General features: G+C 38.7%; 21 protein-coding genes and 1 pseudogene. 14 read left to right on the top strand and 8 right to left on the bottom strand.

Annotated elements, in window-relative coordinates; translation table 11 throughout:
- Positions 1 to 30 precede the first annotated feature (30 nt).
- Positions 31 to 2208: an FUSC family protein gene (locus POF52_RS10755; RefSeq protein WP_271992545.1), complete on the top strand. Its 2178-nt coding sequence runs from the start codon at positions 31 to 33 to the stop codon at positions 2206 to 2208.
- 27 nt (positions 2209 to 2235) lie between these two features.
- Here POF52_RS10755 and POF52_RS10750 read toward each other — a convergent pair whose 3' ends face one another.
- The 6 genes from POF52_RS10750 to POF52_RS10725 all read right to left on the bottom strand — a co-directional run bounded on the left by POF52_RS10750 (position 2236) and on the right by POF52_RS10725 (position 5302).
- A complete protein-coding gene (locus POF52_RS10750) occupies positions 2236 to 2529 on the bottom strand; it encodes a hypothetical protein (RefSeq protein ID WP_025752303.1) in 294 nt (97 codons plus the stop codon).
- A gap of 63 nt (positions 2530 to 2592) precedes the next feature.
- The gene (locus tag POF52_RS10745; RefSeq protein WP_176584678.1) at positions 2593 to 3147 is read right to left on the bottom strand and encodes a DUF3231 family protein; all 555 of its coding nucleotides are present in this window, start codon (positions 3145 to 3147) and stop codon (positions 2593 to 2595) included.
- A gap of 277 nt (positions 3148 to 3424) precedes the next feature.
- The gene (locus POF52_RS10740; RefSeq protein ID WP_230586558.1) at positions 3425 to 3691 is read right to left on the bottom strand and encodes a hypothetical protein; all 267 of its coding nucleotides are present in this window, start codon (positions 3689 to 3691) and stop codon (positions 3425 to 3427) included.
- A 111-nt stretch (positions 3692 to 3802) separates the two neighbouring features.
- Positions 3803 to 4129, bottom strand: coding sequence for a general stress protein (locus tag POF52_RS10735; RefSeq protein ID WP_013056955.1), 327 nt, complete (start codon positions 4127 to 4129; stop codon positions 3803 to 3805).
- A gap of 289 nt (positions 4130 to 4418) precedes the next feature.
- Positions 4419 to 4802, bottom strand: coding sequence for a hypothetical protein (locus POF52_RS10730; protein WP_271992538.1), 384 nt, complete (start codon positions 4800 to 4802; stop codon positions 4419 to 4421).
- 86 nt (positions 4803 to 4888) lie between these two features.
- A complete protein-coding gene (locus POF52_RS10725) occupies positions 4889 to 5302 on the bottom strand; it encodes a hypothetical protein (RefSeq protein ID WP_218039804.1) in 414 nt (137 codons plus the stop codon).
- Positions 5303 to 5423: 121 nt separating this feature from the next.
- Here POF52_RS10725 and POF52_RS10720 point away from each other — a divergent pair, with 121 nt between their 5' ends.
- The 9 genes and pseudogenes from POF52_RS10720 to POF52_RS10680 all read left to right on the top strand — a co-directional run bounded on the left by POF52_RS10720 (position 5424) and on the right by POF52_RS10680 (position 18908).
- Entirely contained in the window at positions 5424 to 5573 is a 150-nt protein-coding gene (locus POF52_RS10720; protein ID WP_176584676.1) for a hypothetical protein, read from the top strand.
- Positions 5570 to 6622, top strand: a pseudogene (locus POF52_RS10715) (polysaccharide pyruvyl transferase family protein). Before POF52_RS10720 ends, POF52_RS10715 begins: the two are co-directional and overlap by 4 nt.
- A gap of 186 nt (positions 6623 to 6808) precedes the next feature.
- Positions 6809 to 8944, top strand: a complete 2136-nt coding sequence (gene recQ, locus POF52_RS10710; protein ID WP_271992535.1) for a DNA helicase RecQ — start codon at positions 6809 to 6811, stop codon at positions 8942 to 8944.
- A gap of 108 nt (positions 8945 to 9052) precedes the next feature.
- Positions 9053 to 10435, top strand: a complete 1383-nt coding sequence (locus tag POF52_RS10705; RefSeq protein ID WP_271992533.1) for a sigma-54 interaction domain-containing protein — start codon at positions 9053 to 9055, stop codon at positions 10433 to 10435.
- A gap of 217 nt (positions 10436 to 10652) precedes the next feature.
- On the top strand, positions 10653 to 11636 hold the full coding sequence (gene speB / locus POF52_RS10700; RefSeq protein ID WP_271992531.1) for an agmatinase: 984 nt from the start codon (positions 10653 to 10655) through the stop codon (positions 11634 to 11636).
- A gap of 82 nt (positions 11637 to 11718) precedes the next feature.
- Positions 11719 to 13167 (top strand): aldehyde dehydrogenase family protein, encoded by a 1449-nt coding sequence (locus tag POF52_RS10695; RefSeq protein WP_271992529.1) that lies wholly within the window; start codon positions 11719 to 11721, stop codon positions 13165 to 13167.
- 20 nt (positions 13168 to 13187) lie between these two features.
- Complete coding sequence (locus POF52_RS10690) at positions 13188 to 14549, top strand: purine-cytosine permease family protein (protein WP_271992527.1); 1362 nt, start codon at positions 13188 to 13190, stop codon at positions 14547 to 14549.
- Positions 14550 to 14796: 247 nt separating this feature from the next.
- Positions 14797 to 17409 carry a helicase-related protein gene (locus POF52_RS10685; RefSeq protein WP_271992525.1) on the top strand — a complete coding sequence of 871 codons (2613 nt, stop codon included), beginning with the start codon at positions 14797 to 14799 and terminating at the stop codon, positions 17407 to 17409.
- A 578-nt stretch (positions 17410 to 17987) separates the two neighbouring features.
- Positions 17988 to 18908, top strand: a complete 921-nt coding sequence (locus POF52_RS10680; RefSeq protein ID WP_025752322.1) for a 1,4-dihydroxy-2-naphthoate polyprenyltransferase — start codon at positions 17988 to 17990, stop codon at positions 18906 to 18908.
- 41 nt (positions 18909 to 18949) lie between these two features.
- Here POF52_RS10680 and POF52_RS10675 read toward each other — a convergent pair whose 3' ends face one another.
- Positions 18950 to 20125: an alanyl-tRNA editing protein gene (locus tag POF52_RS10675; RefSeq protein WP_271992523.1), complete on the bottom strand. Its 1176-nt coding sequence runs from the start codon at positions 20123 to 20125 to the stop codon at positions 18950 to 18952.
- A gap of 110 nt (positions 20126 to 20235) precedes the next feature.
- On the opposite strand from POF52_RS10675, the gene POF52_RS10670 reads away from it, so the two are divergent.
- The 4 genes from POF52_RS10670 (at position 20236) to POF52_RS10655 (ending at position 24584) form a co-directional block, all read left to right on the top strand.
- A complete protein-coding gene (locus POF52_RS10670; protein ID WP_271992521.1) occupies positions 20236 to 22383 on the top strand; it encodes a YhgE/Pip domain-containing protein in 2148 nt (715 codons plus the stop codon).
- 64 nt (positions 22384 to 22447) lie between these two features.
- Positions 22448 to 22825 carry a PH domain-containing protein gene (locus tag POF52_RS10665; RefSeq protein WP_014460184.1) on the top strand — a complete coding sequence of 126 codons (378 nt, stop codon included), beginning with the start codon at positions 22448 to 22450 and terminating at the stop codon, positions 22823 to 22825.
- A 232-nt stretch (positions 22826 to 23057) separates the two neighbouring features.
- Positions 23058 to 24257, top strand: a complete 1200-nt coding sequence (locus POF52_RS10660) for an MFS transporter (protein WP_271992518.1) — start codon at positions 23058 to 23060, stop codon at positions 24255 to 24257.
- Positions 24258 to 24377: 120 nt separating this feature from the next.
- Complete coding sequence (locus POF52_RS10655; RefSeq protein ID WP_271992516.1) at positions 24378 to 24584, top strand: hypothetical protein; 207 nt, start codon at positions 24378 to 24380, stop codon at positions 24582 to 24584.
- 35 nt (positions 24585 to 24619) lie between these two features.
- Here POF52_RS10655 and POF52_RS10650 read toward each other — a convergent pair whose 3' ends face one another.
- Positions 24620 to 25492, bottom strand: a complete 873-nt coding sequence (locus POF52_RS10650) for a selenium metabolism-associated LysR family transcriptional regulator (protein ID WP_271992514.1) — start codon at positions 25490 to 25492, stop codon at positions 24620 to 24622.
- Positions 25493 to 25594: the final 102 nt, after the last annotated feature.

Genomic DNA, 25594 nt, shown 5'->3' with positions numbered 1-25594 from the left:
ACAAAGAACTCTACAGCACGAAAGGAGAGGGTGTTTATTTTTTCATATTGGTTCAGCCGCTTAGTTGCTGCAGACCCTGGACGAAAAAGGCTTAAAACGGCTTCTAAAGCTACGATCAGCGTCATTACAGCGGTCGTTATTATGCTGATCGTATTAAAAGCAGCGGGAAGCTCACAAATTACCGCTGCTATTTTAGCAGGCGTAATCGGCCTGATGGGTATATTGGTTGTGAATGATGAAACAACAAAAGCAAAAAAAGTGACAACAGGCTTAGTAGCACTTTCCAGCGCCGTTTCTCTCGGAATTGGCTCGTTTTTATCACGATATGGACAAGCAGAAAATATTTTCCTCGTTCTGTTGGTGTTTTTGTCTTTTTATTTACAGCGATTTGGTATTCGCTATTTTTCCCTGTCGATGGTAGCCTTTATGTCGTTTTATTTTGCTTCTATTTTACACGTCACATTTTCTCAGCTGCCGTGGCTGTTAGCTGGCGTTATAGTAGGAGCCTGCTTTGCATTTATTTATAATTTTGTTATCTTTAAAGACCGGCCTGCCAACGTGCTGAGGTCTTCAATGAAATCATTTCATATTCAAGTGAATTTGGTGCTTGATTTAATTATTGAGTTAATTCAAAAGAAAAGAATTGAACCGGCTCAAATTAAACAATACAACCGCAATATTAAAAAACTAGCGGAGTATGCCCGTGTAGCATCAGAAGAGCTTGGAAATACAGATCCCCACGACATATGGCCTGGCGTCACAGCTGAACAAATGCGCCTTTATGTATTTGATACAGTGATGCTGCTTCAGACATATTCCCCAGCAATTCGAAAACTCAGTGAATTAAAGGCATTTAATCATTTTGATATTCAGCAGCTGCTGTTAAAGCTAGTGGAATCGATTCGCGAAGCAGAGGTATTGAATGAAAACCCTACTCATTCACTAACAGATGCAGCTCAGCATCTGCAAGAGCTGCGCCAAAAATTAAGTGAACTCGAACCTCAAGATAAAAGGTATAAAGACTGGCTTTACTTAATCCGCCGTATCGAAACGATATCAAATCACGTGATTGATGAAGCTTATGAGCTGCAGCAAGCAATTGTGAAACAAGAAAAACAGCCTCAAAAAGAAGCGGAAGAAAAAGAAGACGAAGAGGATAATGATGAGGAAAAAGGATTAAAACCATCTACGAAAAAGTCTATTCAAGCGGTCATCACTGCTGTTGCGACATTAATATTTGGCTCTTTTTTATCTCCATCGCACCAATATTGGGCGCTCTTAGCAGGCTATTTAGTGCTTCTTGGTACAGAAACGATAGGAAGTACGTTTGTAAAAGCTGTACAGCGAAGTGTAGGAACGCTTTTAGGAGCGGCTGTGGGCTTTGTTGTCGCAAGCTTTGTCTCACCGGGAATACTTGAAATAACGCTTCTTTTTATCTGTGTGTTTATGGCTTTTTATTTCTTTCCCATTACGTACTCGTTTATGAGCTTTTGGATTACAATGATGCTGGCCTTTATGTATGACATGCTTCTCGGGGGGATTTCAGAGAGTCTATTACTGGCTCGCGTATTAGATACGGTCGTAGGAGTTGGAATTGGCTTAGCTGTATCAGCTCTTGTGTTTCCTAAAAAAACAAGAGATAAAATAACCGACACGTCAGTAGAATACGTAGCGGCTTTAAAAGAATTTGTCCACACTTATTTGCATCGTTTTACGAAGCAGTATGCATTTGCCAATTTAGCTGATAAAGGAATGGAATTAGAAAAAAAGCTAAAACAGCTTCATGTCGATTCAGATCCTATTATCAAAGGTTTCGTTGGCCGTTCACGTCTTCAGCAATTTTTGACTGTTTTTACCGCCATTAATTATTACGCCAAGCATTTGGTAGCATCTTCTACTAGAAACGAAGCTTTTTATAAGGAAGTGGAATTTCACGGTGTAGTCAAGGAAGCGGAAGAGAAAGTGGCAAGCAATTTCACTCAGCTTGAAAAAGCGCTGCGAGGAGAAAGAGGAACGTATGTATACACGCTTGAAGATGTAAGACAAAAAATTGAACAATCTTTAGATTATTTTGATACGTCCGTTCAATCAAGAAACTTACAGCATCTGCAGCTGCTGCATAACATTTATTACGTATGGAAAATCAATCAATCGGTTGTTCACTTAGCCAAAGAGCTAGGAGCAGAAGAAATAAGTAATGAAAACTAAAAAACCAGCGAATACTTCGCTGGTTTTTTAGTCTGATGAATAAGGTGACGTATCTTTTCTAATTGTTCTCCACGTTGTTTTAAGACCGGCGTAGCTGCCAATTGCGGCGTATCCATAAAAATATCCCATAAACAACCCGGCAATAATATGATGAGGGTGACTGATAAATACTGAAAACAGCACGCCGACAGCTAAAGCAATAGTCGGAACATATTGCTTTTTAGGATGAAAAAGCCATTTGATCAGCTGTGTCACGATTAATACGACAGGAACACCAATGACTGCGTCCCAAAAATTTGTATGAATTGTAGGGAAATCCATGTTCAAGCACCTCGTTAAATGTGTTGGATGTAAGGTTATTTATGCTGCTTACCTAAGAACACTTCAATTAGAGCTATGAGGGGCTCCAGGTGGATAATAATAAGGAGGGATTTTGAGCCATCCTTTTTGCTGCATTAGAAATTTCACTTTTGATCCTAATATAACCTTTTCAGTGTGGAATTTTAGCCACATCAATCCAATATCGGTTCTAATAGACTGTCCCATATTCGTGCTGCACATGACGATATTAGAGGCAATTTTTACAGATAGTAAGTTAGCGATTTCAGAATCCGTTGCTTTTGCTCCTAATGGAATACTGTTAGGGTCAGATTTCGGTTTGGTAGCCGGTATTTCAGGAAGGGGAATTCCTTCTTTAATCATTAATTTTTTGAGTGTATCAATCTGAGATTCAGCCAGGTTTTTTGAGTCATGAATAAGCTTAAGCAGTTCACTGTTGGTTGTTGTATTAAGACAAGTTTCTAAGGCAGGTATTTCTTCTGCTAAAGCAGTGAAATATAACCAACACCCCATAGTCTCACCGATATGGGGGCGAGGAGGCGTATCATCTGTAGAAGAGTTCTTTATATAATCAAGTAGTGTCTCAATGACGTTAATCATAACTTTTCACCCTTTATATAGTTTATGCTTCTTCATTATTATTATTGCCTTCAGCAGAAAAGGATAAACACAGATAGGAAATGTTACATGTAAAATTGATTATGATGAGGGGAAGAAAAAGCATCTCACGCAGTAACTTATAATGATGACAGTACATGTACTGTCATCATTATAAGTTATAAAAATTGCGGCAATGCGTAATAAATATGCTGGTTCTAAAAAATGAAGTAAATAGAAAAAAACTCCTTGCTTATCAAGGAGTTTTTTAGCAGGTGTATTATATCGTTTTTCTCCGATGCTCTCTCCATAACGAAGTTAGTTCCTCTGACCAATATTTATAATCAAATACCGTTATATTTTTGCTGGGCATAAAAACGTTTAACAGCCAATTAACCCTTAATTTGTCTCTGACGCCTATCGTTTTATCATTTTTACAACAGCCTTCATCACAAGGTTTATCGTGTATCTTGTAAGGAATATTTTTAACGACTAATCCATTTTTTACACGTTTTGTGTACTCAATTCCTATAATCAAATATATCACTCCTCACAGTAACTCTTATCTTCATAATCATATGTATGAATGACTTCTTTAATGAAAGGGTAAGAAGGGAGGAAGGCAAAAATAAAAAAGCCCCGCTGTAGGGCTTTTAGATCAAGCAACTTTTGATGCAACGACGATTACTTTACCGTGATCTAATTCTTCTTCATAGCGTTCAGCTTCTGGCTGTGATAATCCTAATGAACGCATTTTGGCACGAAGCTCGTCTCCTCGAGACCGAAACACATTCGCAATAGCATCAAAAACACCTTGTTCAGAAAGACCGATATTGTTTGTATTTGTTGCAGCTGTTAAATCCTCGGAGCGATCTTGATGGTGTGCAAGTAAATAAACTTCGTCCTTTGTAAATCCTTCACGCAAAAATTGTTCGATTGTATCTTTTGCCTGTACGCCATTTTCAACTACTTTTACATTTACCATTTCAAAAAACCTCCTTGTATGATAGACAACTTTCTCGAATACGTTGAGTAATGAAGAGAAGTTTAAGGAACTTATCTCCTTGTTTTGTGTATACACGTTATTGGAAGAGATAAAACCTATTTCATAAAATTGAGTTAAAAAGTCTAACATAGAAAAAGAGGGAAAAGAGCTGTTATTTTTGAGGAGAATCTAGGGAAGAATCAGCAGGAAGATGCTTTAGTAAGCCTAGCATTTCGCTTGCATAATTATTTTTACTTGTACGCCAAATACTACTTTTTCGGTATGAAGTTTAAGCTACAGACGTACGCGCATTTTTGGAAAAATCTCTCAATATAGGACAGGCACCCGTGCACATTCCTTTCTTTTTCATATACTGATAGGGACAAAGAAAGATGGGGATGATAGCAAAATGGGATGTTGCAAAAAGAGATTCCACAACTGTGAGGACCATCATCACAGCAGATGCTCTCGTAAGAAAAGATGTCACAAGCATGACGACTACGATTATGGTCACAAAAAATGCTCTTGTGGCGACTATGATCCATGTCATGAGAAAAAACATCATTGTAAAGACCGCTGTGACAATGATTACCGCATTATTATTTTTTAATGCTAAAGTAAAAACTCCGCGTTTATTTTCTTGAATTTCACCTGTGAAATTCCACTTTACCATGTAAATAAAGGACAAACCCCAAAAAAAGCCTGGCTCTTAAGTAAGTAGTTAAGAGCCAGGCTTTTTTCATACATAAAAATAAAAACTTAAGATGAAAGGCGTTCTTTTTGTTTTTCGTACACGGAAGTGGATTCATTCCACGTATAACGACCGTCTTGCAATTGAATAGTCGCGCTGAATGGACAGTCTATTGACGCTTCGGTGTCTTCTAAACTGCTTTCAAGCAAGCTTTTCTTAAATCGAAGCAAATCTTCTTTTGACGCAATTCGAAAAACCATTTCTAACGTAAGATCATCGTCCATTGCATTGTGTAATTGACTGATGCTTTTTCGGAATTCTTTATTATATTGAAGCATAATTTTAATGTCTGCTACGCAAGCAACACCAAACACATCTTTCACAACAGACTCAACCGTTAATTGCGTTGTCGAAGCATACGTTGAAATATCACGCTGAGGATTTTCTAAGTAATAAATCGTTTCTACAGGATGTCTCGTCATAAGCACCTCTTTCTTACTACTTATTATACAGGAAAAAAGGGCAAAATGGGGAAAAGAATTTTAGGAAGGGGTTACATAAGAAATAAAAAAAGCCCTCTTATTACATAAGAGGGAAAGAAATGTGATAGGAATTAATAAAAATCTTTTTCAGAAAAATGCGACGAGACTTTTGCAACTGAGAGAGTGGGTTTTAAATAAATTTGACGTAACAAAAGTAACGGAAGAATTAATAGAGTTATATCTTGATAAACTAAAGGATGATACAACATGAAAAAAGTGCTGGATATAGGCTGGATTGGTTTTGGGGATTTAGGAGACGAACTGCTTTGGCATGTATTTAAAGAGCTGAGCGAACAGTATTACAGTGAAGAAGAAATTGAAATCACTCCGTCTTTTCCAGGAGTTGATTTTAAAAATGTAGAGCCTTACGATACGGTAGTTTTAGGAGGGGGCTCTTTATTACTTCCTGGTTATCTTCAGGTCTTGCAAAAAGCAGCTGATTTAGGAAAAGATATTTTAATTTGGGGAAGCGGAATGGACTGGGTTGAAAAAGAACAGCTGGATAAAATGCTGGCAGGAGAAAACATTTCTTTACGTAAGCTTTTTACTGAAAAAGATGGAGAGCTAATGAAAGATGTTTTTAATCACGTGTCTTTTGCAGGGATAAGAGGACCGCTTGCTAAAAAAGCATTAGAAGTAATAGGAGTCGATTCTGAAAAAATACGTATTATTTGAGATCCTGGCTTGTTGTTAAATGCTAATAGTGTGGTCGATAAAAAAGAAAAAATTATTGGAGTAAACTGGGGAACCACGTATAACCGTTTATATGGAGGAAATGAGCTAGCAGTCGAAGACGCACTAGCAAGCGCGTGTAAAAAACTGATTCAACAAGGGTACAAAATAGCTATCTATCTTGTATGGGGAAGTGATAAAGATTCGTGTCAGAGACTGTTTGATAAAATTAACGATCCAGAACATGTAATGTTTGATGAAAAGCTGTATAAAGAACAAGAGCTGATGACTATTTTATCTCGTTATACTATGACGATTAACTTTAAGCTTCATGCAAATATTTTATCTTTAGCAGCGGGTGTTCCGTGTGTGGCGCTAGGGTATCGTTTTAAAGTGTTTGACTTAGCGTATTCTCTTGGTTTAGAAAAATGTGTGGTGTCGCCCGATTCTCTAACCTTAGAAAAAGATGTCCTTAACCGGGTGGCATATATTGAAACTAATTATGATGATATCTTGAGTCAGTATAAAGAAAATGAAAATTTATATAAGCCTTATTTAATAGAACCTTTTCAAAAGAAAATATTCTAAACTGTAAAAAGCAAGTGTCTTTGTAAAGTACTTGCTTTTTGCATTACATATATTTTGTGTCAAGTTATGCTAGAAATAACACAGCAGCTAATTTTTTGTTAGAATAGGAAGAGCAGTTGTAATGTTTATCCTCGATTAATAATCCCTCAACTACTATTTCTACTTATTTTAAAGGAGGACGCTATTTTGCAATTTGAACAAGCTGTAACACATTTACAGTCCTATTTTGGCTATGATTCGTTTCGAAAAGGACAGGAAGAGTCGATTCGTTATGTTTTAGAAGGGCACAATACCGCTTGTATTATGCCAACAGGAGGAGGGAAGTCGCTTTGTTATCAGATTCCTTCGTTGCTTTTAGAAGGAACAACACTGGTTATTTCTCCGTTGATTTCCTTGATGAAAGACCAAGTGGACACGTTGAACGCAGCTGGTATTCCAGCCACGTATATTAACAGCTCGCTGACGCACACGGAGGTGCAGCAGCGCTTAGAAGAAGTGGCGCTTGGCGAATATAAGTTGCTTTATGTAGCGCCGGAACGACTGGAGTCTCCGCAGTTTTTAGAGCAGCTTCAAATGCTTCCTATCCCGCTTGTAGCGGTAGATGAAGCGCACTGTATTTCACAGTGGGGCCATGATTTTAGACCGAGTTATTTGCGCATCAATGAACTGATCAGCAAGCTGTCTAACGCTCCGATTGTGATGGGGCTGACGGCTACGGCGACGCCTCAAGTACGTGAAGATATTTGCCGAGCTCTTCGTATTAACGAAGAGTACACGGTGATGACTGGGTTTGAACGTGAAAATTTATCGTTCGCTGTGGTAAAAGGCCAGGATCGAATCAGCTATATCGAGCAGTATATCCGTAAAAATGACCAAGAAGCAGGAATCATCTATGCCGCTACGCGTAAAGATGTTGAAGAGCTTCATGCTAGGTTGCAAAAGTCAGGAGTTAACGTATCAAAATACCATGCTGGTATGAACGCAAACAGCCGTGATGAAGAGCAGAACCGTTTTCTGCAAGATGATGTTCAGGTAATGATAGCCACGTCTGCCTTCGGAATGGGGATTGATAAATCGAATATTCGCTTTGTTCTTCACTATCAGCTTCCGAAAAATATGGAAAGCTATTATCAAGAAGCAGGACGTGCTGGTCGTGACGGACTTCCAAGTGAGTGTATCGTGCTTTATTCACCTCAAGATATTCGCGTGCAGCGCTTTTTAATTGAACAGTCAACGTCGAATCCTAAAAAGCAGATTCAAGATCTTGAAAAGCTGCAAAGTATGGTGAACTACTGTCATACAGAAGGCTGTTTGCAGGCGTATATCCTTCATTATTTTGGAGAAAGTGAAGCGCATGAGTGCGGCCGCTGCAGCAACTGTACGGATGATCGTGTCGAAATAGATGTAACGGTCGATACGCAAAAAGTATTATCTTGTATGATTCGTATGGGCGAACGTTTCGGTAAAATGATGATTGCTCAAGTATTAACGGGTTCTCGAAATAAAAAAGTAGTGGATTTTGGTTTTGATAAGCTGAAAACGTACGGCGTCATGAGCGATCGGTCGGCTAAAGAAGTAAGCGATTTTATTGAGTATTTGATTTCAGAGCAGTTTATTTTAGTAGGACAAGGATCATTTCCTACCTTATCAGTAGCGGCCAAAGGAAAAGGTGTGCTTCTTGGCACGGAAAAAGTAATGAGAAAAGAACAAATGGAAGTGAAGCAAATTGTCCAAGACGACGAGCTGTTTGCTCATTTGCGTTCCGTTCGAAAGCAGCTGGCAGACGAAGCCGGCGTGCCTCCTTTTGTTATTTTCTCAGACGATACTCTTCATGATATGTGTGCAAAACTTCCGGTAACGCTTGAACAGTTCGCCACTGTAAAAGGAGTCGGAGAACAAAAACAAGAGCGGTACGGAGAACGATTCACGACTGAAATCAAACAGTTTTGTGAAGAAAATCCGGAGCGAAAGCGAGAAGTATCAGCGCCTGCTCCGAAAAAAGCAAGAGCGTCATCAAAAGAAGGCTCTCACTTAATGACGTATGAGCTGTTTCAGCAAGGGAAATCGTTAGATGAAATTGCCGCAGAACGTGAATTGAGCCGCATTACCATTGAAAATCATTTGTTTAAATGCGCAGAAGAAGAAAAAGAAATTGACTGGTCACCTTTTCTTTCAGAGGAGGACGAACAGCTTATTTTAGAAGCTGCTTCCTCAGTAGGCGATGAAAAGTTAAAACCAATCAAAGAAGAATTACCTGAAAACATCACTTATTTTATGATTAAAATAGCGTTATTCAAACAAAAAATGAAGCAGCTATCTTAAACAAAAAGCTCCTATTAAAGGAGCTTTTTGTGTTGAATAAGGGAGTTTACTGATAAAATAAAAGATATAAATGTTAGAAAAACCAGATTAAATGAAAAGGAGGAATGAATGGGAATGATTGAACGGGAAATTGAAGCTATTTTGCATGCTTCTCACGACAATATCGTCATCACTGACGAAAAAGGGTGTATTTTACGAGCGAGTCAAAACTGCCGTGATATATATGGGCATGATGTGTCAAACTTAGTCGGACAAACTGTCTACGAATTGCAAAAACGCGGGATATTTTCACCTTCCGTTACGATTGAAGTGCTAAAGAAAAAGAAAGAAGTACAGCTGATGCAAAAAACAGAAACGGGTAAAGTGGTAATGGCAACCGGGATTCCCGTGTATGACGAAAATCAGTGCATGAAAAGAGTCATCAGTTTTTCACATGATTTAACAGAGCTTCAGCGCTTAAAAGAAGATTATCAGCAGCTCGAAGTGAAAATGAAAACATATCAGCTAGAAGTGGAAGAGCTTCGGGAACAGCAGTCAAATGATATGGTCATACGAAGTGAATCGATGAAAAAGGTATGGTCTATTATTAATCGCGTGGCAGACAGCGATGCAACGGTTGTGTTGCTAGGTGAATCGGGTGTAGGTAAAACGGCTTTTGCGCGTGCTTTACACTATGGAAGTGAACGAAAAGAAGAGCCGTTTATTGAAATTAACTGCGGAGCCATTCCGTCTAGTTTGTTTGAATCTGAAATGTTTGGATACGAAGCAGGCTCTTTTACAGGTGCAAGTACAAAAGGAAAAATAGGAAAGTTTGAATTAGCTCATAACGGCACGCTTTTTTTAGATGAAGTAGGAGAGCTCCCTCTTGATATGCAAGTGAAGCTGTTAAAAGTGCTGCAAGAAAAAACAGTCACCAAAATTGGAAGTGAACGAGCCAACCACGTAAACTTCAGGCTAATTGTAGCAACAAATCAGCCGCTTGAGGAAATGATCAAAAAAGGAACATTTCGCGAAGATTTATTTTATCGCTTGCACGTTATTCCGATTACAATTCCTCCGCTTCGCGAGCGAAAAGAAGACGTCGCGGCACTGCTTTATCACGTGTTGCATAAACAAAATGAAAAATATAAAATGAAGAAATTTTTTCATGCAGAAGCATTAAATCTATTGGTTGAACATCATTGGCCTGGAAATGTGCGTGAGCTTGAAAATACGATTGAACGCCTCGTGTTAACAACAGATGAAAACAGCATCTCGCCTCAAGACCTCCCGTTTTATTCGGAAAATAGCAGCAGTGAAAAAGAAGAATGGGAGTCTCTTGACACGTTAACCTCTCAGGGAATGACGCTTCAGCAAGCACTTGCAGAAGTGGAGAAAAACTGGCTGATTCGCGCTTATCGCCAGTGTCAAACAACGTATGAAATGGCAAATGCACTAGGAATCAGCCAGCCTACGGTCGTAAGACGTTTACGAAAGTACAATATAAAATAATGAGATTTTAATTCAAAATGAATTAACTGATTCAATACTGAATCAGTTTTTTTGTTTTGATTCTATTATGAATTAAAAATCGTCCGCAATTGCGCGGAATAAGGTTATAAAAATTGGCATGCATTTTGCATTAATAAAAAGTATCTAAATAAAAAGCGTTAGTATCTAAAATAATGATGCCGCGCTAATGAATGAAACCCACTAGGAGGAATAAACCATGCCAAAATATCAGCCGAAAAATTCATTTGAATCTCCGCGTTTTTGCGGACCTCGAACATTTATGAGACTTCCGTATGTAGAACAAGTAAATTCAGAGATGGATTTTATTGTGACGGGTATTCCATTTGATTCAGGGCAGTCTTTTCGAACAGGAGCACGTTTTGGACCGGAAGCTATTCGAGATTTCTCCATTTTGCTTCGTCCGTATAACCCAGAACAAAAGATTAACATTTTTGATTACATTTCAGGCGTGGACTACGGGGATTTGTCAGTTGTTCCCGGATATATTTTAGAAACATATAAAAAAATTGAAGAAGGGCTAGCGCCGGTTGTGAATGAAGGAATTATTCCTATTTCACTGGGCGGTGATCATTCGATGACGCTTGGTGAACTTCGTGCCATTGCGAAAAAGCACGGACCGGTAGCGCTTTTACAGTTTGATGCTCATTCTGATACGTGGGATAGCTATTTCGAACAAAAATATAATCACGGTACGGTATTCAGACGAGCAATTGAAGAGGGGTTAATAGACGTGTCGCGTTCGATTCAAATCGGTATGCGAGGCGGTCTGTACGGCATTGAAGATTTAGAAGATGCAAAGAACTTAGGTCTAGCTCTGTATACGACAAATGAATATAAAAAAATCGGCGTTGAAAGAATGCTAGATATTATTCATGAGCGTGTAGGAGAAGGACCTGTGTTTTTATCGTTTGACATTGACTTTTTAGATCCAGTTTACGCACCGGGAACAGGAACACCTGAAGTCTCAGGTGCAAGTATTGACGATGCGCTTCAATTCGTTCGGGGCTTAACAAATATTGATTTTGTTGGGTTTGATTTAGTGGAAGTACTGCCAGCTTATGATCATGGTCAAATTACAGCAGCGGGGGCCGCTAACATTGTCTATGAATTTATTACGCTTATTGCGTTAAGAAAAAAAGCAAAAGAAGAAGAAGCGCTGTTAGTGAAAGCACGCGACTAAATATAAGCAAGATGATAAAAGTGGGAAGGTAATACTATCTTCCCACTTTTATATACAAGTTCTCTATAGGGAGTGTTTGACTATGAACGGGCAAGCAAATGTAAAAATAGATAAGAAACAGGAAAAAACATTAAAAAGAGAAATTATCAACCCAGCGACTAATAAGATCATAGCGGAAGTGTTTGATTCGTCGCTTCAACAAGTAGAGGAAGCGGTAGGTAAAGCAAAGCAGGCTTTTGAGCAGAGTGAATGGAAGAAAAATAAGTCACTGCGTGTAGAGGTGCTTACGAAACTAGCAAATTTATTAGAAAATGAAGCGAATGTATTTGCCGAAACAGAAACGTTAAATACAGGCAAACCAATAAAAGAAGCGCAGTTAGATATAGAAGATACGATTAATTGTTTAAGATATTACGCAAATTTAATAGAAGAAAATCAGCCGTGGACAAAGAACATGTTCGACGACACAAACAGTAAAATCATTCAAGAACCTATTGGGGTATGCGCGCTAATCGTTCCTTGGAATTTTCCTTTGCTGCTTGGCATGTGGAAGCTGGCTCCTGCATTAGCAGCTGGAAACACGGTAGTGTTTAAGCCGTCAGAATTAACACCGCTTTCTTTTTTAAAGTTAGCTTCACTATGTAAAAAAGCTGGTATACCAGAAGGCGTGTTTAATTTACTTACAGGAGATGGTGAAGTGGGAAGTGCACTGGTTGAACACAAAGACGTAGCCAAAGTCTCTTTTACAGGAGGATCAGAAACAGGCAAACGTATTTATCAACAGTGCGCAAAAGAGATGAAAAGAGTTTCGCTTGAACTGGGAGGGAAATCTCCGCTTCTTATTTTTGAAGACAGTGAAATTGATATTGCAGTAGACTGGACAATGTTTGGCTCATTTTTTAACCAAGGGCAAGTGTGTGTAGCTTCATCGCGTATACTCGTACATGAATCTATTTATAAGCCGTTTCTTTCTGCTCTTACGGAGGCTGTTGCTACTATAAAAATTGGTAATCCGTTAAGAGAAGAAACGGAGATGGGTCCGGTTATTAGCAAGGAGCATCTGAACAAAATACAGGATTTTATCAAGCTAGGTCAAGAAGAAGGCGCGAATTTATTAACAGGAGGAACGTTAATTGACTGCGAAGGTGGAAACTATATAAAGCCGGCTGTGCTCGTCGGTGTGGAGCAGCATATGAAAGTCGTACAAGAAGAAATATTTGGTCCCGTCATTACCGTTCAATCTTTTTCAAGTGAAGAAGAAGCTATAGTACTTGCCAACGGCACGAGATTTGGTTTAGCTGCAGGAATTTTAACGAATGATGTAGAGAAAGCAGAGCGAGTTGCTGAACAGCTTCAAGCGGGAACGATTTGGATCAACGGCTACCATACGCCTCATATTGAAACGGCGTGGGGCGGTTTTAAAGAAAGCGGCATTGGCCGGGAGTTAGGTCCATCAGGATTAGCTGCTTTTACTGAAATAAAACATGTAAATACAAATACCAAGCTAGCTCGAGCTAATTGGTATCAATAAAAGTGAAAGGTGGAAAAGAAATGACAACAAAAAGTGGTCTCGCCCATGATGATGTGCAGCCGATTGCAATGAATAAAAGAAGTATGGGCTTCTTCTCTACATTTTCCATGTGGATAGGAGCCAACGTGGTAGTAACGACCGTTTTTACCGGAATGCTGTTTGTACCCGATATGACATTTTTAAAGGCATTATTTATTATTGTGCTTGGCTCTTTAGTTGGTGCTATACCGCTCGTGTTGATGGGGAATATCGGAACTCGCACCGGTCTTCCAACCATGGTTTTAATGAGACCAGCTTTTGGGCAAAGAGGGGCTATGCTTCCTGCTGCTGTTAATCTTATTACATTAATAGGATGGGCATGGATTCAAGCCTACATGGCAGGGCTAAGTTTAAATCATGCCGTTACCTTTTTGACGGGTTACAGCAATATCAATCTATTTACAATTCTTACTCAAGTACTAGTAGTAGCGATTTCTATATACGGACACAAAGGCATTGAAGCAACGGAAAAATTAGTAGCTACGCTTATGGTCATTTTAGCAACCGTTGTGTTTAGCTATTTGTTTATCGAATTTGATGCAGCAAAATTAATTCAAATGAAAGCAAGCGAAAATCCTGGTATTACAGGAATGTTAGCTTTTGATATTGTAGTAGCTACAGCTTTTACGTGGATTCCTATTGTTTGCGATTATAACCGAAACTGTAAATCTGAAAAAACGGGAATTGCGGGAACTTATTTAGGCTATAACGTGGCGACTTTAATTGCGATGGGTTTAGGGGCAACGGTTTCCGGTTTTTCGATTCTCGGAAATATGACGCAAACGTATGACCCGGTAAATTTAATTGGCGCATATAGTCCGCTGTTAGGGTTAGTAGCTGCCATCGTAATTTTTTTATCGGTGCTGTCAACTAACGTAATGGTACTGTATAGCGCGACAATGTCTTATTTATCTATTTTTCCAAAGCAGAGGTTCTGGATACCGGCACTAACCATGGGAGTTGTCACAGTCCTGGGTTCTTTATTAAAAGAGTGGTTGATGACAAATTTTCAAAGCTTTTTGCTTATGATCGGCGTATTATTTATTCCTATTATTGCGATTGTTCTTGTTGATTATTATATCATTCGCCGAAAACACTATGACGTTTCAGCTATTTTAGAAAAACAAAATAAACTGTACTGGTATACAAAAGGCTTTAACCTTCATGTGTATGTATCTTACATAGTGGGGGCTGTATTTGCCTACTATTTTACGTACGTTCACCCGCTAGCCACAGGCGCAACGATCTTAGCTTTTTTATTTACAGGTGTTTTGCATGTATCGTTAACCAAACTTTCACAGCTCTCAATCCTTTACTCAAAGGGAATTGACAGAAATGCTTGATATACGTTTGAAATAAACTGAATTATCAAAAAGTATCAAAAAGCTCCCATTTAAAGGAGCTTTTTGTGTTGAATATAGGAGTGTTTTACTATAATAAGGCAAGCAGATGTAAAAATAGATGAAAAGTAAGTAAAAGCAGAAGAAGAGAGGTTCTTAATCCAGCGAACATAAAGTAATAACATGTATTTGATTCTGTCAGGGGTCTTTCCTATAATAAATGTAGGAAAACTTTCCAAAGGAGAATTTTATGCTCGAATTAGAGGCTGTTCAAAGCAGGGCCATTGAAAAAACTAAACATACATTACTACAGGATATAAAAAGCGTACTAGGTGAACAAGACAAATGTCCGGATTTAGAGACGTATTTAACAGACAGGCATTCTTTTATTAAAAAAGCCTGGGGGACTGCGTGGAGAAAAATAGCTGTTTCTTCTGTATCTAAGAAAAACAGAAAATCGTATTTAACAGAAAGAGGCTTTGAGATAAAAGGGTATAAACCTCAAGCTATAGATAAGTTATTTGCTAAAGAAACGAGAAAAGGTATGGAGTTTGATGCTTTTTCTTGGTTAAAAGAGCAGTACGGAAATGGCAATAAAGCAGAGTGGCTATCTTTATACGGAGAAGCAAGAGCTGAATTTGCCAAAAAAGAAGAAGAAAGAAAAGAGAAGGAACGACAGCAAAGTATTAATGATCGAAAAGCCAGATATCAATTACAGTTAAATTTAGAATCAGCTCCTATCTTGGAATCAAATAAAGAGCTGTATTACCTACATATAAGAGAACAGCTTTCACATCAGCTGTCAAAAGACATTAAAACAAACTCAAAGTATATTGAAAACTATGCGCCGCATACTGAACTTGAAGATGAATTAATAAAAAACGGTGATTTAACACGTCATGATTATGAAACGGTTAATGACTTTTTTCAAGAGCTCACCGGCGGCGTAAGCTCAGAATTAGACAGATACTCAACGATTATCTTGTTCGAAACGTATGAAGATGTATACGAGGTATTTATCACCGATAAGATTTACGAAATCATTCCAACTATGATTATGGATGATCTTCCTGCTTCATTTAAAGAAGAATATAAATCCTATACAAATGCTTCAGTAACAAGAATGGATATTATAAAAGCACTTAGAAGTGATTTATCGGATTTGGTCTATGAATATAAAAGAATGCTTGTAGAAGAAAAGCTTTCCGATGTACTAGAAGTTTCAGATCACAACTTAACGATCGAAGAGCATCAGGAGAGATATCAACAGCAGCTTGAAGAAAGACGATTACAACAAGAACGTGAACGTGAAGAAAAGAAAAAGCTGATTGAAGAAGAACAGCGACAGTTAAATTATATTTTTGGTGCCGAATACGAAATGGACCCAAGGAAAGAAACGGAATACATCCTTCATCTCGGTGATACAAACACAGGAAAAACGTATACGGCATTAAAGTCATTAAAAAAAGCTGCTTCGGGTAATTACTTAGCGCCGCTTCGCCTGTTAGCTTTAGAAGTTTTTGAAAAGCTGAACAAAGACGGAGTCGCTTGTTCGTTAAAAACAGGTGAAGAAGAAAAGATTGTTGAAGACGCTCAGCATATGGCCGGTACCGTAGAGATGTTTAGTGAATTAGAACATGGCGATGTAACCGTAATTGATGAAGCACAAATGATTCAAGACAGAGACCGAGGGTTTTCATGGTATAAAGCCATCACACGAGCTAATGCCAAACAAGTTCATGTGATCGGGAGTTTAAGTATTCGAAGTATGTTAGAAGAGATGTTAGACGGTGTGATCTCAGAAATTCATGAGTATGAAAGAGATATACCTTTAAAAGTAGATCTTCGAAGGTTTAAAATTGAACAAGTAAAACCCGCAGATGCTTTAATTGTTTTCTCGCGTAAGAAAGTGCTCCAGACAGCGGCTAAGCTAGAAAAAGATGGTCACAAAGTTAGTGTGATTTATGGAAGTATGCCGCCTGAAACGAGAAGAAAACAAATTGAGCAGTTCATTAATAGAGAAACAAATGTCATTGTGTCTACAGATGCGATTGGAATGGGGTTAAATCTTCCAATTAGACGAATTGTCCTTTTAGAAAACATGAAGTTTGACGGGCAAAAGAGGAGATTGCTGACTTCTCAAGAGTTAAAGCAGATTGCAGGTCGTGCTGGAAGGAAGGGGCTCTACAATGTTGGAGAAGTTGCATTCGCTAAAGATGCAAAACAAATGAGAGAACTGTTATTTTCAACAGACGAGCAAATCAGCAAATTTTCAATTGCGCCTACTTCAGATATGCTAAGAAGATTTAAAGAATATCATCATGACCTCGGAACGTTTTTTGACATGTGGGCTAAATTTAAAAATCCAAAAGGTACACAAAAATCAAACCTGGCACAAGAACGTGAGCTTTATGAGGAAGTGAAAGACACGCTTATTGAGGCGAAAATGCCCATTGTTGATTTATACGGCTACTTGCAGCTGCCGTTTTCAGCAAAAGAAAACTCCTTGAAAAAGCAGTGGGTTGCCAGCATGAATGCGATTGTTAACAGAGAAGAGTTACCTGAACCACGGATGATAGAAGGCTCACTGGAAAAATTAGAGCTATCTTATAAGGCGATTGGCCTGCATCTTTTATTTTTATATCGAATGGACAGAAGGCCAGAGGCTATTTACTGGGAGCGTGTACGAGAAGAGCTTACCGATAAAATCCATAACGTATTAAGAAAAGATATGAAAAAATTTAAAAGAACATGCAGTGCGTGTTCTAAAGACCTTCCTTGGAATCATGATCATGCGATATGCGATTCGTGTTTTCATAAAAGATTCCGCAGAAGACATGGGGACGAAGATTTTAATTACTAAGATGTAGTGATAAAAAGTGGCTTCTACGAACGTATTTTAGTTAAAGAAAGGTCCGAACGATTTGGATTTTTGATCGAGAATCCAATTGGTTCGGCTTTTTTTATTGTGAAGGTAGCTTTCATGTGTTTCGTTCCTTCTAGCAGTTGATTGGAGGGCAAGGCAAAGACTCCTGTGGGAAAAGCGGAACAGGTGAGACCACGCAGAAAGCGACGTCTTACACGGAAATCAACTGAGGTGTAACATTGGTTCAGCTCATGTATCTCATTTATTTGTCTTTAGATTGGATGCATTTCTTTATGTTTCAATCTTATTTTTCGGATAGGCTTTTTATCTTTTTTCTATAAATTTCTGCGTCAAAGCAGATTTTTGTAGAAAAAAATCGGAAATGTATAAGCGGTCATCTTGTAAAAAGACGAATAAATTATTATGATATAGAGTGGAACTGATATTTTAAAGAGTTCCGTGATTTTTTTGTTGGGCGGACGTGTATTGTATTAGAGTAAGTTTGCTATCATTCGTTATATTAAAAGCAGCACTTTTAAATAGAGATACGGTTCGTAATAGAAGGGAAGAGGATGATGACAAGTCATAACAAAGAAAACAAAGCTGCAGTCGAGCAGTACAGTAAAGGGAAGATTTTGTGGCAATTAACCCGTCCTCATACGCTAACAGCATCGTTTGTACCGGTTTTAATTGGAACAGTTCTAGCCATGTTTTATGGCCATGTGAACGTTTGGATGTTTCTTGCGATGCTTTTTTCATGTTTGTGGATTCAAATTGCGACGAACTTATTTAACGAGTACTATGATTTTAAACGCGGGTTAGACACAGAAGACTCCGTAGGTATCGGAGGAGCCATCGTCAGACACGGCATGAAACCGAAAACGGTATTAAATTTAGCACTGATTTCTTATGGAATTGCTCTTATTTTAGGTGTATATATATGTGCAAACAGCAGCTGGTGGCTTGCTTTAGTTGGATTAGTAGGTATGGCGATTGGTTATTTGTATACGGGCGGACCGCTTCCGATTGCGTATACGCCGTTTGGAGAATTATTTTCAGGTCTTTGCATGGGCGCGATGTTCGTATTGATTTCATTTTTTATTCAAACGAATACAGTAACGTCTGAAAGCATCTTTGTATCACTTCCGATTGCGATTTTAGTAGGTGCGATTAATTTGTCTAACAACATTCGTGATATAGAAGAAGATACAAAAGGCGGACGTCGTACGCTAGCCATTTTATTAGGTTCTAAAAATGCGATTAGATTTTTAGCTGCTTTGTTTGGCATTGCGTATATTTGGACCGTTGCATTAGTGGTATTCTTCGATATTAGTCCTTGGATTTTCTTAGTGTTTCTTAGTGCACCTAAGCCAATTCAAGCCGTACAAGCATTTGTACGCGGAGAGCTTATTGCAATGAAAGCAACCGCGCAAACAAATACATTTTTTGGATTTACTTTATCAATTGGATTATTAATTGGCTATTTAGTAAGCTGATTGCGTGGAAAAAGCCTGTCTTTTTAAAGACAGGCTTTATGTTATGCTCCAGTTATTTTTCCTTTTACTGCGCTAAGAAATGCGTTCATATTTTCAGAAGATGAAAAGCTGGCTTGAGCTTGTTTTGGTCCGCCGCCGCCTTTTCCATCGTAAAGCGGAAGCAATTCTTTATAAAGTTCTCCGCATTTTACCTCACTGCCGCTGTGAGCCAGTAAGACTTTTTGATCACTTGAAAAGGCAAAAAGAAGCGTCGTATCAGGTGTTTGAAGAAGCTGCTTCGTCAAAGCTTGCACATCTTTTAGTGTGCGGTTTTCAAAGTGATGGCATAGAAATGAACCTTCTTTTTTGGCTTCTAATTCACTTGCTAAATAAGCTGCATTTTCATTTTTTAATTCTTCTAGTTGTTTTTGCAGCTCTTTTTGTTCAGTCTCCAATTTTTTAATGCGTTCTACAACTAATTCACGGCTTGTGCTGAATTTATTGCTAAGTTCTGCCACGATTTCTTGAGACTGCTGATAATCAGCTAATGCACGCATACCGCATTTAAAAAAGAGGCGTGTATTGCCGCGCTGCTTTTCTGTTTTCGTAAGTTTAATAAGGCCAAGCTCTCCAATTTGGTTCACATGAGTACCGCAGCAGGCAGAAACATCAATGCCTTCAATTTCCACGATGCGTACCACTTCGTCTTCTAGGTCGGGCACTTTGCGAAGCGCAAGAGTATGCAGATCTTCTTTTGTCACTTCGTACGTTTTAATGTGACGGTTGCTGTAAATAGCCTCATTTACAACTTTTTCAATATGTAATAACTGCTCATGAGATAACTGAGGTACATTCAAATCGATAGAGACTGCTTCGCTTCCTAAGTGAAAGCTAACGGTGTGAATATCATATGTATCGATTAATAGAGCCGAAAGTAAGTGCTGTCCGCTGTGCTGCTGCATATGATCAAAGCGGCGTTGCCAGTCAATTTCACACGTGACGTTCGTTTGTTCAGGTAGTGTATCGACGATATGATATACTCCTCCATTTTCTTCATACACATCTTTTACGTCGATTCCTGCAATATTACCGTAGTCAGAAGGCTGTCCGCCTCCTTCTGGATAAAAAGCGGTTTGTTTTAACGTTAATGCGTAGCCATTTGAAAGAGAGCGCGTCTCTATCACTTCAGTTTCCCATGTTTTTATATAGGGGTTGCTATAATAAAGTCTTTCTGTCATATTCATCATCCTTTCTAGTAAAACCATATCTAACTTTTTCTATAGTATCAGAAATATGTTTCTTCGAACATGGATAAACTAACTTGTAACAATAAAACTGGGTGGGACATATGAAAAATACTGTTTATATTTATACAAGGGATTTAAAAAGAATTTTCACCAATTGGGCGATGATTATCATTGTGCTGACGCTTATGATTCTGCCGTCTTTTTACGCATGGTTTAATATAAAAGCATCTTGGGATCCATACGGGCGGACTGAAGGTATTGCCATTGCAGTAACAAGCAAAGACGAAGGTTCTACGATAAGAGGTCAGCACGTGAACGTGGGAAAAGATATTATTGCAACGTTAAAAAAAAATAAAACGCTTGGATGGACGTTTGTCTCAAAAGAAAAAGCTGATCACGGAGTAAAGCACGGAGACTATTATGCAAGTATTGTTATTCCAAAAGATTTTTCACAAAAGCTTGGTACCGTTCTTCAAGATCGTTTGGAAAAACCGGTCATTATTTACAAAGTGAACGAAAAAATAAACGCAGTGGCGCCTAAAATTACAAGTAAAGGAGCCAGCAGCTTAACACAACAGATTAGTGAAAAATTCGTCAAAACAGCGAATGGAGCTATTTTTTCAGTGTTTAACGAACTAGGTATTACACTGCAGAGAGATTTGCCAACCATTCAACAAGTTGAACAACGGATTTTTGAACTTGAAAATCGTCTTCCAGAAATCAAAAAAGTAATTAATGAAGCGAATGACACTACTCAAAAAGCTGGAGCAATTGTATCAAAAGCCCAGGCTGCTCTTCCTGAAGTAGAGAGATTAACAGCTGACGGCGCACAGATGACTCAGCAGCTCAATACGTTTTTAACTAAAAGCGACGAAGTTTTAAAAACCGCTGAGCCGACGATCAACGAAACGCTGAACCGTGTTCAGCAGCGAGCTCTCGGAGTGCAAGAATTGAAGAATCAGCTGATAGAAAAAGATATAGCACCGGCTGAAGTCAACGCAGCAGCGGAACAGCTAAAAGGGCAGTTAACAAAACAAATTGCTGACACAGGAGAGATTCTTACACTTCTTACAGATTTAAATGCGTTATCTCAACAAAAAGTTCTTTCACCTGTTATTAATGACGTAAAAGATGTAAATACGCTTTTACAGCAGCAGCTTTCGGATGTAAACATTCTGCAGCAACAAACAAAGAATGGGGATTTTTCCAATCAAAGCGTACTTGATAGGTTCAGCTCTCGCACCGATCAAGCCGTTTCTAGATTAAATGCGTTAACGAATTCATATTCTTCTACGATTGTGCCTGCTGTTCAACAAGCAATCAAAGAAGGAAAGGATAAAACGGCAAGCGCAAACTCACTGCTTGATGAAGCCAATAAAAGCATACCGGATGTTTCTAACGTCCTGTCTAAAACAGCTAGTGGTATTTTGCTTGGACAACAGGAGCTTGGGGAAATAGCAAAAGACTTTCCACGAATTGAAAAAAACGTGCACAATATAGCGGATAAAATACGAGAATTTCAGCAAAAAGAAAATATTGAAGATATTATTAATTTGCTAAAGAATGATGTGCAAAAAGAAAGTGACTTTTTTGCTAAGCCGGTTCTTTTAAAAGAAGAAAGACTTTACCCGATTCCGAACTACGGCTCAGCTATGTCTCCGTTTTATACAACGCTTTGCTTGTGGGTCGGTGCTTTGCTGTTAGTTTCGATTTTAAGCGTAGAAGTAGCGGATGAAGAGCGGTTCAAAAGCTACGAAGTTTATCTTGGCAGACTTTTAACGTTTTTGTCTATTGCTCTTGTCCAAGCTTTTATTGTGACGATAGGCGATTTGTTTTTAATCAAAACGTACGTCGTAGATAAAGTGCCTTTTATCTTTTTAGGCTTGCTTTGCAGCTTCGTGTTTATGACGATTGTCTATACGCTTGTTGCGATATTTGGCAATGCAGGAAAAGCGATGGCGATTGTTTTACTTGTGCTGCAGCTTTCCGCTGCAGGCGGTACATTTCCGATTCAAGTCGTGCCTGCTTTTTTTCAAGCAATCAATCCGTTTTTACCATTTACTTATGCAATAAGCATGATGAGAGAAGTGGTAGGAGGCATGTTAGCGGACATTGTCAGAAAAGACGTTACGGTGCTTCTTTGCATTTGGCTTGGCGTGCTGCTCGTTGGCATTTTTCTTCATAAGCCTCTTAGTAAAACGAGTGCAAAATTAACAAAAAAAGCGCGTGAAAGTAAATTAATTCATTAAAAAAACGTTTTGGGTTTCCAGACAGAACAAAATGCGGTAGTGTAGATAGAAAGGAGTGATAAGCATGGGTATATTAGATGGACTATTAGGAAATGCATCAGAAGCAGATATAAGAGGAACTGAAAAAGATTTACAAAACATTTTAATTGCCAACGAGCGAGTGGAACAAGCATATAAAGTCATTCGTGATTTAATGGTGTTTACGACGAAACGCTTAATTATCGTTGATAAGCAAGGAGTGACGGGAAAGAAAACAGATTATCATTCCATTCCTTATAAGACGATTACCCATTTTAGCGTAGAAACGGCTGGAACATTTGATTTAGATGCGGAATTAAATATTTGGGTATCGGGTTCTAGCGCGCCGATCTCAAAAGAATTTCGTAAAGATAAAAGTATTTACGACGTGCAAAAAGTATTAGCATCTTATGTATTAGATTAAAAAAGTTGAGCCATGAAAAATTGGCTCGACTTTTTTATGCTTGTGTAAAACGGGAAAGGATAATATCTTCTTTCTTGCATGCAGCTGTTTAAAAAATAATCAGGTTGTTGTCCTTCTATATTTGTTTATTTCACTCATTACTGAAATGCATGAAAACGATTTACATAATGAATTATACAGAATAAAAAAACCGTGATATGCTTTTTTTAGAGAAAAAAGGAAGTGACCAACTGTGAGTTATACCGTAATTGGAACATCATCTTTTCGCAAAACAAATGTTGCGCTTTTTGCAGCAGGCTTCAACACATTTTCGATTTTATATTGTACACAGGCCATTTTACCCGAATTTTCTAGAGAGTTTGGGATATCTCCGGCGTTTGCGAGTTTATCTCTTTCGTTAACAACCATCACGCTAGCCGTTAGCATGCTTTTTTTAGGTTCTTTATCAGAAGTGTGGGGACGGAAGAAACTGATGGGCCTATCGTTAATTTTTGCGTCATTGCTATGCATCATGACAGCATTTAGCTCTACCTTTGAAACGCTGTTAGTATTTCGTGTTATTCAAGGAATCGTGTTAGCAGGGCTGCCTTCTGTGGCCATGGCTTACTTAGGAGAAGAAATTGAACCAGGGAGTTTAGGAAAAGCGATGGGGATTTATATAAGCGGCAACGCCTTTGGAGGCGTTGCGGGAAGGCTTATGACAGGGGTGCTCACGGAATATTTCAACTGGTCCGTAGCTCTTGATGTTGTAAGCGCAATCAGTTTACTGGCCACCTTTGTTTTTTTTATGAACTTGCCAGATTCACAAAACTTTACTTCCAGGTCCTTTGAACTTCGTCAGCTTACCGGCTCTCTTCGCAGTCATCTTCAAGATAAAGGGATGCTTTGTCTTTTTGCTATTGGTTTTGCACTGCTTGGAAGTAACGTAGCATTATACAATTATATTGGATACGCTTTATCCGCTCCTCCGTATTCTTGGAATCATACGCTTGTAAGTTTTATTTTTGTTATTTTTTTTGTAGGAGTATTCAGCTCGGTCTGGATGGGGACGCTGGCGGATCGATACGGCCGGAGAAAAGTGCTGTTATGTACGATTGCTGTTACGCTTATAGGTTCCATCATTACGCTGCATCCAGTTTTATGGATAAAAATTACCGGGCTTTTGCTGCTGACTTTTGGCTTTTTTGGAAGTCATTCCATTGCAAGCAGCTGGGTGGGAAGAAGAGCCACTCATGACAAAGCTCAGGCTTCGTCTTTGTATTTGTTTTTTTACTATGCAGGATCAAGCGTTGGCGGGACGGTGGCTGGATTATGCTGGAGCGCGTACGGCTGGAAAGGTGTTATTGCTTTAATTGGTGTGTTTCTTACAACAGCCTTTTTCCTAGCTGTTCGTTTGTCAAAAATGCCGGCTCAGCAGACGCATGTTCACTAAGAAAATGTAAAGACATATAGCTATTGATTTAAAAAAAGAGGCCCGTACAAAAGGATTTTAGCCCAAGTGAAAAACGAACCATCGATCAACATGTTTGATTAGTGGTTCGTTTTTTTTGTTATGGTGAACATAGTTTCATCTTTTTCGTTCCTTCTAGCAGTTGATTGGAGGGCAAGACGGAGACTCCTGCGGGAAAGCGGAACAGGTGAGACCCCCCAGGAGCGGAAGCGACGAGGAGGCTCAGCGGCCGCCCGCGGAAAGCGAAGTCTTGCACGGAAATCCACTGCGGTGTCGCAAGTGATTTATACTAGCTACTTTAGTCTTTAGATTGAAGTAATTTAGTTATGTCTTAATTTCTTCTCTTAGTTTAAAAGTTGAATAAAAAGCTCCGCTACTTTTTTATGAGCGCTGTTAGCAGGATAGATATAAGAAAAACGGCGCTTAAAAGGAGCGGTGTTAACGTTGAGAATCGATAGGTGTTTTTGTTCTACATCTTCTTTAATAGCGCAAAGCGACAGCACAGACATTCCTAAATCGTGAACGATGGCTTCTTTAATTCCTTGATTGCTGCTGATCGTTAGCATGCTTTTCATTTTTAAACCGTTGGACATTAGAACGTGATCTAAATATTCTCTTGTTCCAGAGCCTTTTTCACGCGCTACCCACCGCTGATTTTGTAAATCATCAATTTCTACTTTTTTAAGCAGAGCTAAAGGGTGATCCACTGACGCCACGATGGCAAGCTCATCGTCCATAAAGGACTGAATATGTAAGTCGGATTCTTCCGTGTGTCCTTCAATAAGCCCTACGTCTACTTTGAAATGACGAACAAGCTGAGCGATTTCCTTTGTATTACCGATAGTCACTTCTACATCAATATCAGGATATTGTTCACGAAGCTTTGCTAAAAATGAAGGGAGAATATATTCGCCAATCGTGAAACTGGCGCCAATCGTTAGCATTCCTTTGACACGGTGATGATGTTCATAAATATCTCGTTTCGTATGCTCATATATCTGAATCATTTGTTTAGCACGATCGTATAAAATTTCGCCGCTGGGTGTGATTTTTAACATTTTAGGTGAACGAAGGAACAGGGAAGTTTGAAATTCTTTTTCAAGATTTTTGATGTGTACGCTTACGCTTGGCTGTGAAATCATTAACTTTTCCGCAGCTTTTGTAAAGCTTTGCTCTTCTACAACAGAAACAAACGTCTTTAACGCATCATAGTACATAGAGTATGGCTCCTTTTATATTAAAAAAATTAATTATAAACATTATAAAACATTACTATTGTAATAACTAGAGGCACTTGGCTAAGACAAACAAAACGAGAT

The organism is Priestia sp. AB (assembly GCF_028369225.1).
GTDB classification, from domain to species: domain Bacteria; phylum Bacillota; class Bacilli; order Bacillales; family Bacillaceae_H; genus Priestia; species Priestia megaterium.
The sequence above is the reverse complement of the archived record's forward strand: the minus strand, read 5'-3'. Positions and strand labels throughout refer to the sequence as shown.

Coding starts and splice junctions, on each gene's coding strand:
- POF52_RS10750 (WP_025752303.1), bottom strand. CDS start 2,529: ATGGATTTCCCTACAATTCATACAAATTTTTGGGACGCAGTCATTGGT.
- POF52_RS10745 (WP_176584678.1), bottom strand. CDS start 3,147: ATGATTAACGTCATTGAGACACTACTTGATTATATAAAGAACTCTTCT.
- POF52_RS10735 (WP_013056955.1), bottom strand. CDS start 4,129: ATGGTAAATGTAAAAGTAGTTGAAAATGGCGTACAGGCAAAAGATACA.
- POF52_RS10730 (WP_271992538.1), bottom strand. CDS start 4,802: ATGGTAAAGTGGAATTTCACAGGTGAAATTCAAGAAAATAAACGCGGA.
- POF52_RS10725 (WP_218039804.1), bottom strand. CDS start 5,302: ATGACGAGACATCCTGTAGAAACGATTTATTACTTAGAAAATCCTCAG.
- POF52_RS10705 (WP_271992533.1), top strand. CDS start 9,053: ATGGGAATGATTGAACGGGAAATTGAAGCTATTTTGCATGCTTCTCAC.
- speB (WP_271992531.1), top strand. CDS start 10,653: ATGCCAAAATATCAGCCGAAAAATTCATTTGAATCTCCGCGTTTTTGC.
- POF52_RS10695 (WP_271992529.1), top strand. CDS start 11,719: ATGAACGGGCAAGCAAATGTAAAAATAGATAAGAAACAGGAAAAAACA.
- POF52_RS10690 (WP_271992527.1), top strand. CDS start 13,188: ATGACAACAAAAAGTGGTCTCGCCCATGATGATGTGCAGCCGATTGCA.
- POF52_RS10685 (WP_271992525.1), top strand. CDS start 14,797: ATGCTCGAATTAGAGGCTGTTCAAAGCAGGGCCATTGAAAAAACTAAA.
- POF52_RS10680 (WP_025752322.1), top strand. CDS start 17,988: ATGACAAGTCATAACAAAGAAAACAAAGCTGCAGTCGAGCAGTACAGT.
- POF52_RS10675 (WP_271992523.1), bottom strand. CDS start 20,125: ATGACAGAAAGACTTTATTATAGCAACCCCTATATAAAAACATGGGAA.
- POF52_RS10670 (WP_271992521.1), top strand. CDS start 20,236: ATGAAAAATACTGTTTATATTTATACAAGGGATTTAAAAAGAATTTTC.
- POF52_RS10665 (WP_014460184.1), top strand. CDS start 22,448: ATGGGTATATTAGATGGACTATTAGGAAATGCATCAGAAGCAGATATA.
- POF52_RS10655 (WP_271992516.1), top strand. CDS start 24,378: ATGGTGAACATAGTTTCATCTTTTTCGTTCCTTCTAGCAGTTGATTGG.
- POF52_RS10650 (WP_271992514.1), bottom strand. CDS start 25,492: ATGTACTATGATGCGTTAAAGACGTTTGTTTCTGTTGTAGAAGAGCAA.